This window comes from Polaromonas sp. (genome assembly GCF_012927415.1).
GTDB lineage: Bacteria > Pseudomonadota > Gammaproteobacteria > Burkholderiales > Burkholderiaceae_C > Polaromonas.
In genome coordinates, this window is the sequence record NZ_JABBPF010000068.1 from 1 (window position 1) to 13,136 (window position 13,136).

Genomic DNA, 13,136 nt, shown 5'->3' on the forward strand with positions numbered 1-13,136 from the left:
ATAGCTGGGCTCCAGGCTGGCAGACGTGCAAGCCGAACCGCTCGACACCGCAAGCCCTTTGATGCCCATGATGAGCGACTCGCCTTCAACAAAGTTGAAGCTCATGTTGAGGTTGTGCGGAACGCGCTTTTCAGCGTGCCCGTTAAGAAACACTTCCTCAACGTCTTTCAAGCCATTCAGCATGCGCTCATGCAGCACACGAATGCGCTTGTTTTCCTCGTGCATTTCGACTTTGGCGATGCGGTAAGCCTCGCCCATACCGGCGATTTGATGGGTCGGCAAGGTGCCCGAACGCATGCCGCGCTCATGACCGCCGCCATGCATTTGCGCTTCAAGACGCACCCGTGGCTTGCGGCGTACATAAAGGGCGCCAATGCCTTTGGGTCCGTAAGTCTTGTGTGAGGTCAAACTCATCAAGTCCACCGGCAGGGTCTGCAGATCAATGTCCACCCGGCCGGTCGCTTGCGCAGCGTCCGAATGGAGAATAATGCCCTTCGCGCGGCACAAGGCACCGATGGCGGCGAGATCCTGGATCACGCCGATTTCGTTATTGACAAACATTACACTGACCAAAATGGTGTCAGGACGAATTGCAGCCCTCAATACCTCCAAATCCAGCAGGCCATCGGTCTGAACGTCCAGATAGCTCACTTCAAAACCCTGACGTTCCAGTTCCCGGCATGTATCAAGCACCGCCTTGTGCTCGGTTTTGACCGTGATGATGTGCTTGCCCTTAGTCTTGTAAAAATGAGCCGCGCCCTTGAGCGCCAGATTATTGGACTCGGTCGCGCCGCTGGTCCAGACGATCTCGCGCGGGTCGGCGCCAATAAGGGCTGCTACCTGCTCCCGGCCTTTTTCGACAGCTGCTTCAGCTTCCCAGCCCCAGGCATGACTACGGGAAGCTGGATTGCCGAAGTGCTCGCGCAACCAGGGAATCATGGCATCCACCACCCGCGGGTCGCAGGGGTTGGTTGCGCTGTAATCCATGTAAATCGGGAAGTGTGGAGTTTCCATGTGGCTGGTTCTTTTATTCATTGGCTGGCTTGCAGCCCTAAACAATGAGGTCGGTGCAATGCGGTCCAAATCCTGTCAGGATTTGGAAAATGCATTTCCCAAGGCAAAGACGGAATTTGGCGCATTCACGCGTGCAGGTTTGACGATTGGCGAAGCGAACACCGCCTTCTTCACTTGAGGCGTGTTTTCAACAACCACACCCTTGGCGAGTTGCTCGTCCACCAGCTTTTGCAAACTCACGGAGTCGAGAAATTCCACCATGCGGCTGTTCAGCGAAGCCCAGAGATCGTGCGTCATACAACGACCGCCGTCCCCAAGACAGTTTTCCTTGCCGCCGCATTGCGTGGCATCAATCGGTTCGTCTACAGAAACAATGATGTCAGCAACCGTGATTTCCGAAGCTTTGCGGCCCAGCGTGTAACCGCCGCCGGGGCCGCGCGTCGATTCCACCAGTTCGTGGCGCCGAAGCTTGCCAAACAGCTGCTCAAGATAAGACAGCGAAATCTGTTGGCGCTGGCTGATGGCTGCAAGTGTGACCGGGCCATTGTTCTGGCGCAGCCCCAAATCAATCATTGCGGTGACCGCGAAGCGGCCTTTAGTCGTAAGACGCATAACAATCTCCTAAAAGTTCGTTTGACTGTCGTTTTAACCCTTGACAACTTATGGCTGCAAGGGAACTGATCCTCCAGATACCCACATCAACAAATTCGTGTTTCACCGGCTTTTATAAGGCGCTATGTTGTTGACTATTTTTGTCAAGTATAACACGTTCACCAATTTTCCGTTGCTCGCGGGTCGCCAAACCAAGGGCTAACCCGGAGACAATCACCACTCTTCGCACCACTTTGGTGCAATTAATCGAGATCATGCCGCTGTCGGAAGCAACACCACGTTATCCGAGCCTGGTGCGCCAAAGGCCTGCTCCTTCAATACATGCAACTGGTCGCGTACCCTGGCCGCTTTTTCAAACTCTAGATTTTTAGCGTGTTCGATCATCTGTTTTTCAAGACGCTTGATTTCGCGTGCGATGTCTTTTTCGCTCATGTCTTCAATCAGCGCCTTTTGCATTTCGAGCTTTTCAGCTTCCTTGCCGGATTTCTCGCTGTAAACGCCGTCGATCAGATCCTTGATGCGCTTGACCACGCTGCGCGGGGTAATGCCATGCTCGAGGTTGAAGGCAATTTGTTTGTTGCGCCGCCGCTCGGTCTCACCCATCGCCATTTTCATGGATTCGGTGGTCCGGTCGGCGTACAAAATGGCACGGCCATTCAGATTACGGGCGGCGCGGCCAATTGTCTGGATGAGGCTGCGCTCCGACCTTAAAAAGCCCTCCTTGTCGGCGTCCAGGATGGCCACCAGCGAAACCTCCGGAATGTCAAGCCCTTCGCGCAGCAGATTGATGCCCACCAGAACATCAAAGGCGCCCAGCCTCAGGTCACGAAGTATCTCGACGCGCTCCACCGTTTCTACATCGCTGTGCAGATAGCGCACCTTCACGCCGTTTTCACTCAGGTAATCCGTCAGTTGCTCAGCCATGCGTTTGGTCAGCGTGGTAATCAGCACTCGTTCATTTTTTTCGACCCGGATGCGGATTTCCTGCAGCACATCATCGACCTGGTGGGTGGCCGGCCTCACCTCGACCTGCGGGTCTACCAGCCCGGTGGGACGCACTACCTGTTCCACCACCTGGCCGGAATGCTCTTTTTCGTAAGCCGCCGGCGTGGCGGACACAAAAACCGCTTGCCGCATTTTTGTCTCGAACTCTTCAAACTTGAGCGGCCGGTTGTCCAGCGCGCTCGGCAGGCGAAAACCGTATTCCACCAGCGTCGTTTTGCGCGCCCGATCGCCGTTGTACATGGCGTTGAGCTGACCAATCATGACGTGACTTTCGTCAAGGAACATCACCGAATCCTTGGGCAGGTAGTCGCACAGCGTCGAGGGCGCCGAACCCGGCGGGGCGCCGCTCAGGTGGCGGGTGTAGTTTTCGATGCCCTTGCAGTGGCCAATTTCGCCGAGCATTTCCAGGTCAAACCGGGTGCGCTGCTCAATTCGCTGAGCTTCCACCAGCTTCCCGGCGGCGACAAACTGGCCGACACGCTCCGACAGTTCCAGCTTGATGGTTTCGACGGCCGCCATGACTTTGTCGCGCGGCGTGACGTAATGGCTTTTCGGGTAGACCACAAAACGCGGAATTTTCTGCCGGATGCGGCCGGTCAGCGGATCAAACAGCTGCAGGGACTCGATTTCATCGTCAAACAGCTCGATGCGAATGGCCAGTTCTGAATGTTCGGCCGGAAAGACATCAATCACGTCACCCCGCACCCTGAACGTACCTCGCGAAAAATCCTGGTCGTTGCGCGAATACTGCATGCGGATCAGCCGCGCAATCACGTCGCGCTGGCCCATCTTGTCGCCGATGCGGGCGATGAAACGCATCTGGGTGTAATCCTCGGGCGCGCCAATGCCGTAGATGGCGCTCACCGTTGCAACGATGATGGTATCGCGCCGCTCCAGCACACTTTTGGTCGCCGACAGACGCATCTGCTCGATGTGCTCGTTGATGGCTGAGTCTTTTTCAATAAAAAGATCGCGCTGGGGCACATAGGCCTCAGGCTGGTAGTAGTCGTAGTAGCTGACGAAGTATTCGACGGCATTTTTCGGAAAGAACTCCCGGAACTCGCTATAGAGCTGGGCTGCCAGCGTCTTGTTGGGTGCAAACACAATCGCCGGACGGCCCAGCCGCGCAATCACGTTGGCCATGGTGTAGGTCTTGCCGGAACCGGTCACGCCCAGCAAGGTCTGGAAAACTTCGCCGTCATTGATGCCGTCAACCAGCTTTTCAATTGCCTGCGGCTGGTCGCCGGCCGGCAGATAGGGCTGGAACAATTCGAACGGCGAACCCGGAAAACGGATGAACTGGCCTACGCCCGGCGCCTCTTTTGGATCGGCCGAATCGGCAATAACGTCCCTAACTTCAGAAATTTCTGGCATAAAACCTCAATCAAGCCCCGCTAAAATTCAGTGCAACCCAACACGATACGACATTCGGGCGAAAATCGAAATTTCAATCCCTTCCCCTTTGATCCCGTCAACGCCGGCCGGTTAAACCGGCGCATTTGCCCTTTTGAGGGCCACTTTTCCTAATTTCTGAGGATATTTCATGTCTTTGTTTACCGCTGTCGAAATGGCCCCGCGTGACCCGATTCTGGGCTTGAACGAGCAATTCAATGCCGACACCAACCCCGCCAAAGTGAACCTGGGCGTAGGCGTCTACTACGACGACAACGGCAAACTCCCGCTGCTGCAATGCGTGCAGGCGGCTGAAAAACAGATGATGGCATCCCCCAAAGCGCGTGGCTACCTGCCGATTGATGGCATTGCCGCTTACGACGCCGGCGTGAAAGACCTGGTGTTTGGCGCCGACAGCGAGCCCGTCAAGTCCGGCCGCGTCGCGACGGTGCAATGCATTGGCGGCACAGGCGGCCTGAAAGTCGGCGCCGATTTCCTGAAACGCCTGAATCCCGATGCCAAGGTGCTGATCAGCGACCCAAGCTGGGAAAACCACCGCGCGCTGTTCACCAATGCCGGCTTCACGGTCGAAAGCTACCCCTATTACGACGCGGTCAAACGCGGCATCAATTTTGCGGGCATGCTAGCTGCGCTCAATGCGGCGCCCGCCGGCACCGTCGTGGTACTGCACGCCTGCTGCCACAACCCGACTGGCTACGACATCACAGCGGCCCAGTGGGACGAAGTGATTGCCACTGTAAAGGCGAAAAACCTGACACCTTTCCTCGACATGGCTTACCAGGGCTTTGGCTACGGGCTAAATGAGGACGGCGCGGTCATCGGCAAGTTCGTCGCTGCCGGGCTCAGCTTTTTCGTTTCGACCTCCTTCTCCAAGAGTTTCAGCCTTTATGGCGAACGCGTCGGCGCCCTGAGCGTTCTGTGCACCAGCAAGGAAGAAGCCGCCCGTGTGCTGAGCCAGCTCAAAATTGTCATTCGCACCAATTACAGCAACCCGCCGATTCACGGCGGCACGGTGGTGGCAATGGTGCTGAACACGCCCGAGTTGCGCGCCCAGTGGGAAAAGGAACTGGCTGAGATGCGGGTGCGCATCAAGGCCATGCGCCAAAAGCTGGTCGACGGCCTGAAAGCAGCAGGCGTGAAGGAAGACATGAGCTTCATCACCCAGCAAATTGGCATGTTCAGTTATTCGGGCTTGTCCAAAGACCAGATGGTGCGCCTGCGGGATGAATTCGGCGTCTATGGCACCGACACCGGCCGAATGTGCGTGGCCGCGCTGAACAGCAAAAACATGGACTACGTTTGCGCGTCGATCGCCAAGGTCATTTGAGGCCAGCCAACGCACGCCAGCAACCGAGGCGGCCATGCCAAGCCGCGCTGCGCTGCGCATCCGTCAAGCCCGTTTCAGGGTCCGGCCGGGTCTGGCGCTAGCGATTTTGCCTGGCGTCGCCGGCCAGCTGTTTTTTTAATGAAATGCGCTCCAGGTCCATTAAATATCGATGCTGTTTGCTATGCTTTATATAGCAGTCAGGCGCCTCCCCAGACCACCGAGCGCATCGAAATTGAACCGCCCTGAAAGCTGGTGTTGAAAAACCGCATCGGCTCCCGCGCATCTACCGCACCCGCTGCATACAAAAGCGGCAGGTAATGTTCGTGGCTGGGGTGCGCCATTTTGGCGACATGGCCCAGCTTCTGGAAATTCTGCAGGGCATCCAGATTGCCCTGTTGCAGATAGCCCCCAATCGTCTGGTCGAACTCCAGCGCCCAGTCGTAGGCCTGACTGCCTGCCGCGCCACGCTGCATCTGACCCAGGTTGTGCACGATATTGCCGCTGCCCACAATCAGCACGCCCCGCTCCCGCAAAACCTTGAGCTGTCTGGCCAGCGCGTAGTGGTCTTCGGGTGCGCGGCTGTAGTCCATGCTGAGCTGGATTACCGGAATGTCGGCTTGGGCAAACATCGGTTTGAGCACAGACCACGCGCCGTGATCCAGCCCCCATTCGTCCACGTCCAACCCGAGCGGCTTGGCGCCCCGCTGGCGCACCATCATGGCAATGGCCCGAGCCGCCGCAGCGTCACCGGGCGCGGGATATTGCTGGTCAAACAACTCCTGCGGAAAACCACCAAAATCATGAATGGTTTTGGGCCTGTCCATGGCCGTCAGCCACCAGCCTTCGGTAAGCCAATGGGCAGAAATACATAAAATCAGCTGCGGCCGTGGCAGTCTGGAGCCGAACTCGGCGCCCAGCATCTGCCAGCTGCGCCGGTATTCGTTGTCACCAATGGCATTCATGGGGCTGCCATGCCCCAAAAACAACACCGGCATCCTGTCTGATCTTTTGAGGGAAGCCAGCCGGTCAAGCGCAGCGACATCTACAGTAGAAAGCATGATCATTCCTGTGGCAAAGGGAAGCGAAGGGTAACGGGAGTCGCGCGCCATGCAGCGCGGAGGCGTCACGAACGCATTAAACACCAAGCCTGCGTGTTCCAGCCCGGCGATTAACCCGCAACTTTTAACTTGTCGGCCAACACCTCATATCCTCGTAGTTGAAATGGCCGTCACTCTGCTAGGGGCTAACTTTTTCGTGTGTCATTCACATTAAAACCTGCCAAACTCAGAAATTGTCCTCAACACAAAATTGGTGCGCCTGTTATATTGCACTGCAACATATTGTGTTTCAGACAAAAATTTACCAAACAAGAGGTTCGCTTCCATGCTGTATCAGATATATGAATCCCAGCGTACGCTGATGGAGCCGTTTGTTGACTTCGCGCAAGCCGCTGCCAAGCTTTATAGCAACGCCTCCTCGCCGATCGGCCAAACGCCCTTTGCCCAACGTGTCTCGGCCGGCTTCAGCCTGATGTACCGCCTTGGCAAAGACTACGAAAAACCGGCCTTTGAGATCAGCAGCATCGACGTCGACGGCGTCAGCCTGGCCATTCATGAGCGGGTGGAAATCGACAAGCCCTTCTGCGAGTTGCGCCGATTCAAGCGTTTCACGGATGACTCGGCAACGCTGACCAAACTCAAGGGCCAGCCCGCCGTGCTGGTGGTGGCGCCCCTCTCGGGTCATTACGCGACCCTGCTGCGCGACACCGTCAAAACCATGCTGAAAGACCACAAGGTCTACATCACCGACTGGAAAAACGCGCGCAACGTGCCTTTGTCCGACGGTGCTTTTCATCTGGACGACTACGTGAACTACGTGCAGGAATTCATCCGCCACCTGCAGGGCAAATATGGCAACTGCCATGTCATCAGCGTTTGTCAGCCGACCGTGCCGGTGTTTGCCGCGATCTCGCTGATGGCCTCGCGAGGTGAAACCACGCCGCTCTCCATGGTCATGATGGGCGGCCCCATCGACGCGCGCCTGTCGCCTACGTCGGTCAACAATCTGGCCACTACCAAGCCTTACGAGTGGTTTGAAAATAATGTGATTTATCCCGTGCCAAGCAATTTCAAGGGTGCGGGGCGCCAGGTTTATCCCGGCTTTTTGCAGCACACCGGTTTTGTAGCCATGAACCCCGATCGTCACGCCAGCAGCCACTACGACTACTTCAAGGACCTGATCAAGGGCGACGACGCCAGTACGGAGGCGCACCGCAAGTTTTACGACGAGTACAACGCCGTGCTCGACATGGACGCCGATTACTACCTTGACACCATTAAAACCGTGTTCCAGGAGTTCAAGCTGGTCAACGGGACCTGGGACGTCATGTCTCCTGCCGGCAAGCTCGAACGCGTCACGCCGGGTGACATCAAGACGACAGCCGTCATGACGGTCGAGGGCGAACTGGACGATATCTCCGGAGCAGGACAGACGCGCGCAGCGCTCGACATGTGCAGCGGCGTGGCCAAGGACAAGAAAAATCACCTCGAAGCCAAAGGTGCCGGGCATTATGGTATTTTCAGTGGCCGCCGCTGGCGTGACCACGTCTATCCGGCGGTGCAATCCTTCATTCATGAACAAAATCAGTCGCTGGTCCAGGCGAATCGGGCATCTGATGCTATGGAAAAAGTAGCGGAGCCGATGCAGGCAGCCGCTGTCCCCGTCGCAGTCGCAAAGCCAAAACCGGTTGTCACACAACCTGCACTGGCAACGGCAACAAAAGCAGCTGTAGAAACGGCGCAGCCGGTCGTGGCAAAAACCGTGACGCAACCGGCGGCAAAAGACAGCGTCAAAGCGGCGGTCAAGGCGGCAGTCAAGGCGCCTCCAGGTCCCGTGGCCAAGGTTTTCACGCGGCCTGCCGCCAGCCCAACCAGCAAAAAACCTTCGCGCGGCAGCAGGTGAGTCGATAGCGAAGCGGCACGGATGGGCCGCTTCGTGGTGGGACAATAACCAAGTGAAGCCACCCGCCGAAGCTTCGCTTTCCGAGCGCATCAACGCCGTTTTGCCGCAGACCCAGTGCATGCGCTGCACCTACCCAGACTGCGCGGCCTATGCGCACGCCATCGCTGCTGGCGAGGCTGCCATCAATCAGTGCCCGCCGGGCGGCGCCGAAGGCATAAAGCGCCTCTCCCGCATCACCGGGCAGCCAGTGCAGCTACTCAATCCCGAAAATGGCTCCGAAGGCCCGCGCGCCATAGCCGTCATCGACGAAGCATGGTGCATAGGCTGCACGCTGTGCATCAAGGCCTGCCCGGTTGATGCCATCATGGGGAGCAACAAGATGATGCATACCGTGATTGAATCCTGTTGCACCGGCTGCGAGTTGTGCCTTCCGGTCTGCCCGGTGGACTGCATCAGTCTGGAAAATGTCACGGGCAACCGCACTGGCTGGAACGCCTGGTCACAGCACGACGCTGATACCGCCAGAATTCGCTATGAATTTCATAGCTACAAACAACCGAAAAATATGGACAAGAGCGCTAAAGCGCCTGAAGAACCGCAACAAGCTCCGGCACCGCAAGTCTTGCTTGCGCTGGCGCAGCCAATGGCAGATGGCGCGCTTGTTGATCGCAAGCGCGCGGTGATCGAAGGGGCGCTGGCACGGGCAAGGGCGCAACGCGAAAACAAAACCTGAGCCGACAAAAGCGGCGCCTGTCAGGCCGTCAGCGAGCTCAAGCCCAGCACCTCGGCCTCATAGGCATGGAGCGAGGGCGCGCCACCGGTGTGGATGAAAAGCACGTTTTCCTCATTTCTGAAATAGCCTTTTCGCGCCAACCCGATCAACCCGGCCATGATTTTGCCGGTGTAGACCGGGTCGAGCAGGATCGCCTCGGTACGCGCCAGCATTTGCACGGCTTCCACCATGGCCTGGTTGGGCACCGAATACTTGGGCCGCCACCATTCGCCAAAACTGACGACCGCATCACGCGCAATTGTCAGGTTCAGCCCCAACAGGTCGGCCACAGCCTGCGCCTCCTTGTGCACCAGCGGGTCCTGGTCCGCCGGGTCGCGGCTGACGCCGATGCCGACGATGGGAATGTTGATGTGGTTTCCCAGGAAACCGGCCAGCAAACCGCCGTGCGTGCCCGAGCTGCCAGAGCCCACAACCACCTTGTCGATCTGCACGCCTTGCTCGAAAAACTGCTGCTGTAATTCCTGCGCGCAGGCCACATAACCCAACCCGCCGATCGCGTTAGAGCCGCCGCCCGGCACGATGTAGCCTTTGCGGCCTTGCGCCGCCAACTCCCCCGCCACTTTTTGCATGGCTTCGAGCATGTTGGTTCCGGCAGGCACCACCGTGATGGCTTCGACGCCCAGCAGGCGAAAGAGGAAATTGTTGCCGCTCGCTTCAGGCCGGTAGCTGCCCGCTATGCGCTCCTCAATCACGAAGCGGCATTTGAGCCCTTCCTTGATGGCGGAGCTCAGGGTCGCACGACAGTGGTTGGATTGCGGTGCGCCGCAAGTGATCAGCGTATCCGCACCATGCATTAGCGCGTCGGCCGCCAGGAATTCCAGCTTGCGCGTCTTGTTGCCGCCAGGCGTCAGCCCCAGCATGTCGTCGCGCTTGATCCAGACATTGGGACTGGCGCCGCCTCCACATGACGCCCTGAGCGCTTTGGTGAAATGGGGCAAAAACTCCAGCGGAGTTGCACCCTGTGTGTAGCGGCGGCGCGGAAAACGGCTTAAATCCATGGAACAGTTCTCTGGTCGAATTGGGTTGATAAAAAAACGTGACAACAGCCTTGATTCGTTGCAAGCCTGCCTGAACTCCACCACGGGTGGACGCAGTTTACGTGCATGCATGCAAACAACGCATGGGTTAATCCTGGAGGTGAAGCGGCGATTGATCAGCCTGCCATGGTGTTGAACGCGCGCACCACGTCGGGCGGTGCCTGCACAAGTTCAATCAGTACGCCCTCACCCGCGATCGGAAATTCATCGTTATCCTTTGGGTGCAAAAAGCAGATATCAAACCCCGCCGCACCCTTACGAATGCCGCCAGGCGCGAAGCGCACGCCCTGCGCCGTCAGCCACTGCACTGCTTCCGGCAAATCGTCAATCCACAGACCTACATGGTTGAGCGGCGTGGCATGGACAGCAGGCTTTTTATTGAAATCCACCGGCTGCATCAAGTCCACTTCAACCCTGAACGGACCACTGCCGATGGTGCAGATGTCTTCGTCCACGTTTTCCCGTTCGCTCACGAAAGTACCGGTGACTTTGAGCCCCAGCATGTCCACCCACAAGGTGCGCAGACGTTCCTTGCTGGGGCCGCCAATGGCGATTTGCTGGATGCCCAATACTTTGAAAGGCCGCTGAGTCGTGGGCTGGGCCACGGGATCGCTCATGCGGCCACTTGCCGTCGTCCCACCCGGTAGCTCACGCCATGAGGGCCTGCATGTTCCAGATGCACCACGCCGGCAGCCAGGCGAAAAATCTCGCCCGTTGGGTAGTGGGTAGCGGCGCCATCCACCACCAGTGTGATGTCGCCGGCCAGGATGTATGCGCAGGCGTCAAACGGGTGCTGATGCTCGCCCAGCGAATAGCCGACGGCGCGCTCCACCGTGGCGATTTCACGGAACTGCCCGGCTTGCAGCATGGCTTCAAATTCCGTAAGGGTCATGACGTGTTCCTGACGTTATGGTTATGCAAACTCAACAATCGGCTGGTCCACGCTGAGGGACTCACCCCTGGCAGCCAGTATTTTGCCCACCACACCGTCAGCCACGGCGAACAGGACATTTTCCATTTTCATGGCTTCAATCACAGCCACGCGTTCACCCGCCTGCACTTTCTGGCCGACCTGCACGGCCACCTCGACCAGCAAGCCAGGCATGGGAGAAAGCACAAAGCGGCTCATGTCTGGTGGCGCCTTGTAAGGCATCAGGGCATGAAGCTGCGCCGCGCGTGGCGACAGCACCAGCGCATCAAGCCGTGTGCCATTGTGGTTAAGACGAAGCGCCAGCGGATTGCGGCCCACGCCTCGCTCGACCTGGGCGGCAAAAGGCTGGCCATTGACCGTGCCGCGGATGCGGGCGCCGCCCAGATGCCACCTGCTACATATTTCATAGCGCTTGCCACCTGTTTCCACTGAACTTGACCCTGATTCAGCTTCAAAATCTCGCACCAGCACGGGATGCGTGGTGTTGTTCCCGACCGCGCCCAGGCCAACCACCACAAACTCTTCACTCACCGTCACGCCATGGCCGGGCAGCTGGCCGCTGATGCCCGCAGCACGGCCGAGCAGGCGGCGATTCACATAGGCCGCCAACGCCACCAGGAAGTCAGAATCGTTGTGCGGCACGTCTTCCGCACGGAAACCCTGAGCGTAGTTTTCAGCAATGAACCCGGTGTTGAAATCACCCGCCACGAATTTCGGATGCGCCAGCAAAGCAGCCTGAAACGGAATATTGCTGCTGACGCCGCGGATCACAAAGCTGTTGAGGGCCTCACGCATCTTGCCAATTGCATCAAGGCGGTCCTTGCCGTGCACGATCAGCTTGGCAATCATCGAGTCGTAATACATAGGGATTTCCCCGCCGTCCTGGACGCCGGTATCCACGCGCACGCCGAAGAGATGTTCAGTGTCTGCCGCAAACATGGTTTCCCTGGGTGGCTGAAAGCGCACCAGCCGTCCGGTGGAGGGCAGGAAACTGCGGAATGGATCTTCGGCATTGATGCGGCACTCGATCGCCCAGCCGTCGCGCTTGACCTCGGCTTGCGTGAGCGGCAGTTTTTCACCTGCCGCCACGCGAATCATCAGCTCCACCAGGTCAAGACCGGTGATGCATTCGGTCACCGGGTGCTCGACCTGCAGACGGGTATTCATTTCCAGAAAGTAAAAACTCTGGTCCTTTCCGACGACAAACTCAACCGTGCCGGCGCTCTGGTACTTCACCGCCTTTGCCAGCAACACGGCCTGCTCGCCCATCGCTTTACGTGTGGCTTCGGTGATGAAGGGGCTCGGCGCTTCTTCAATTACTTTTTGGTGGCGCCGCTGGATCGAGCATTCGCGCTCGTTCAGATAAATCACGTTGCCGTGGCTGTCGCCGATCAGCTGGATTTCGATATGGCGCGGTTCTTCGACAAACTTTTCGATGAAGACACGGTCGTCGCCAAAGCTGTTGCGCGCCTCATTGCGGCAACTGGTAAAGCCTTCCCGCGCTTCCTTGTCATTGAAGGCCACGCGCAAGCCCTTGCCGCCGCCACCGGCGCTGGCCTTGATCATTACCGGGTAACCGATGCCCTTGGCGATTTCAACCGCTTTTTCAGCAGTTTCAATCGCGTCGTTCACACCGGGAATGCAGTTCACACCTGACGCGCTGGCCAGTTTTTTGGATTCGATCTTATCGCCCATCGCGGCAATCGAGTAGTGTTTGGGGCCGATGAAGGTGATGCCTTCTTCTTCCACCCGCTTGGCAAAGCCCGCGTTTTCGCTCAGAAAACCATAGCCGGGGTGAACGGCCTGCGCGCCGGTCTGTTTGCAGGCGGCAATGATTTTTTCGGCCTGCAGGTAACTGTCACGGCTTGGCGCCGGGCCGATATTGACGGCTTCGTCCGCCAGCGCCACGTGGCGGGCATCCTTGTCGGCGTCGGAATAGACCGCGACTGTCTTGATGCCCATCTTGCGGGCCGTGAGAATGACGCGGCAAGCAATCTCACCCCGGTTGGCAATCAGAATTTTTGTAAACATGGTTGTCTTCCT

11 protein-coding genes are annotated in these 13,136 nt (G+C 57.9%); 3 read left to right on the forward strand and 8 right to left on the reverse strand.

Annotated features, from left to right (window positions below; all coding sequences use genetic code 11):
- The 3 genes from HHJ19_RS06885 to uvrB form a co-directional block, all read right to left on the reverse strand.
- Positions 1–1,014 (reverse strand): IscS subfamily cysteine desulfurase (locus tag HHJ19_RS06885; RefSeq protein WP_296905277.1); only part of this gene is annotated, 1,014 nt, incomplete at its 3' end.
- 75 nt (positions 1,015–1,089) lie between these two features.
- Complete coding sequence (gene iscR, locus HHJ19_RS06890) at positions 1,090–1,626, reverse strand: Fe-S cluster assembly transcriptional regulator IscR (protein ID WP_296905279.1); 537 nt, start codon at positions 1,624–1,626, stop codon at positions 1,090–1,092.
- 252 nt (positions 1,627–1,878) lie between these two features.
- A complete protein-coding gene (uvrB, locus tag HHJ19_RS06895; RefSeq protein WP_296905281.1) occupies positions 1,879–4,005 on the reverse strand; it encodes an excinuclease ABC subunit UvrB in 2,127 nt (708 codons plus the stop codon).
- A gap of 169 nt (positions 4,006–4,174) precedes the next feature.
- Here uvrB and HHJ19_RS06900 point away from each other — a divergent pair, with 169 nt between their 5' ends.
- The gene (locus tag HHJ19_RS06900) at positions 4,175–5,371 is read left to right on the forward strand and encodes an amino acid aminotransferase (RefSeq protein WP_296905282.1); all 1,197 of its coding nucleotides are present in this window, start codon (positions 4,175–4,177) and stop codon (positions 5,369–5,371) included.
- Between the two features lie 197 nt (positions 5,372–5,568).
- Here HHJ19_RS06900 and ygiD read toward each other — a convergent pair whose 3' ends face one another.
- A complete protein-coding gene (gene ygiD / locus HHJ19_RS06905) occupies positions 5,569–6,429 on the reverse strand; it encodes a 4,5-DOPA dioxygenase extradiol (protein WP_296905284.1) in 861 nt (286 codons plus the stop codon).
- Between the two features lie 325 nt (positions 6,430–6,754).
- On the opposite strand from ygiD, the gene phaZ reads away from it, so the two are divergent.
- Both phaZ and rsxB read left to right on the forward strand, forming a co-directional pair.
- Positions 6,755–8,332, forward strand: coding sequence for a polyhydroxyalkanoate depolymerase (phaZ, locus tag HHJ19_RS06910; RefSeq protein WP_296905286.1), 1,578 nt, complete (start codon positions 6,755–6,757; stop codon positions 8,330–8,332).
- 52 nt (positions 8,333–8,384) lie between these two features.
- Complete coding sequence (gene rsxB, locus HHJ19_RS06915; RefSeq protein ID WP_296905288.1) at positions 8,385–9,065, forward strand: electron transport complex subunit RsxB; 681 nt, start codon at positions 8,385–8,387, stop codon at positions 9,063–9,065.
- A gap of 20 nt (positions 9,066–9,085) precedes the next feature.
- Here rsxB and HHJ19_RS06920 read toward each other — a convergent pair whose 3' ends face one another.
- The 4 genes from HHJ19_RS06920 to HHJ19_RS06935 all read right to left on the reverse strand — a co-directional run bounded on the left by HHJ19_RS06920 (position 9,086) and on the right by HHJ19_RS06935 (position 13,124).
- A complete protein-coding gene (locus tag HHJ19_RS06920; RefSeq protein WP_296905290.1) occupies positions 9,086–10,123 on the reverse strand; it encodes a D-cysteine desulfhydrase in 1,038 nt (345 codons plus the stop codon).
- 155 nt (positions 10,124–10,278) lie between these two features.
- The gene (locus HHJ19_RS06925) at positions 10,279–10,779 is read right to left on the reverse strand and encodes a VOC family protein (RefSeq protein WP_296905292.1); all 501 of its coding nucleotides are present in this window, start codon (positions 10,777–10,779) and stop codon (positions 10,279–10,281) included.
- A complete protein-coding gene (locus HHJ19_RS06930) occupies positions 10,776–11,054 on the reverse strand; it encodes a cupin domain-containing protein (protein WP_296905294.1) in 279 nt (92 codons plus the stop codon). The genes HHJ19_RS06925 and HHJ19_RS06930 overlap by 4 nt, the downstream gene beginning before the upstream one ends.
- Positions 11,055–11,075: 21 nt before the next feature.
- Positions 11,076–13,124 carry an acetyl/propionyl/methylcrotonyl-CoA carboxylase subunit alpha gene (locus tag HHJ19_RS06935; RefSeq protein ID WP_296905296.1) on the reverse strand — a complete coding sequence of 683 codons (2,049 nt, stop codon included), beginning with the start codon at positions 13,122–13,124 and terminating at the stop codon, positions 11,076–11,078.
- Between the last annotated feature and the right edge of the window lie 12 nt (positions 13,125–13,136).

What these genes read in the sequence shown, in the direction of transcription:
- iscR (WP_296905279.1), bottom strand. Translation starts at nt 1,626, where the DNA reads ATGCGTCTTACGACTAAAGGCCGCTTCGCGGTCACCGCAATGATTGAT.
- HHJ19_RS06935 (WP_296905296.1), bottom strand. Translation starts at nt 13,124, where the DNA reads ATGTTTACAAAAATTCTGATTGCCAACCGGGGTGAGATTGCTTGCCGC.
- HHJ19_RS06920 (WP_296905290.1), bottom strand. Translation starts at nt 10,123, where the DNA reads ATGGATTTAAGCCGTTTTCCGCGCCGCCGCTACACACAGGGTGCAACT.
- HHJ19_RS06930 (WP_296905294.1), bottom strand. Translation starts at nt 11,054, where the DNA reads ATGACCCTTACGGAATTTGAAGCCATGCTGCAAGCCGGGCAGTTCCGT.
- phaZ (WP_296905286.1), top strand. Translation starts at nt 6,755, where the DNA reads ATGCTGTATCAGATATATGAATCCCAGCGTACGCTGATGGAGCCGTTT.
- uvrB (WP_296905281.1), bottom strand. Translation starts at nt 4,005, where the DNA reads ATGCCAGAAATTTCTGAAGTTAGGGACGTTATTGCCGATTCGGCCGAT.
- HHJ19_RS06900 (WP_296905282.1), top strand. Translation starts at nt 4,175, where the DNA reads ATGTCTTTGTTTACCGCTGTCGAAATGGCCCCGCGTGACCCGATTCTG.
- ygiD (WP_296905284.1), bottom strand. Translation starts at nt 6,429, where the DNA reads ATGCTTTCTACTGTAGATGTCGCTGCGCTTGACCGGCTGGCTTCCCTC.
- HHJ19_RS06925 (WP_296905292.1), bottom strand. Translation starts at nt 10,779, where the DNA reads ATGAGCGATCCCGTGGCCCAGCCCACGACTCAGCGGCCTTTCAAAGTA.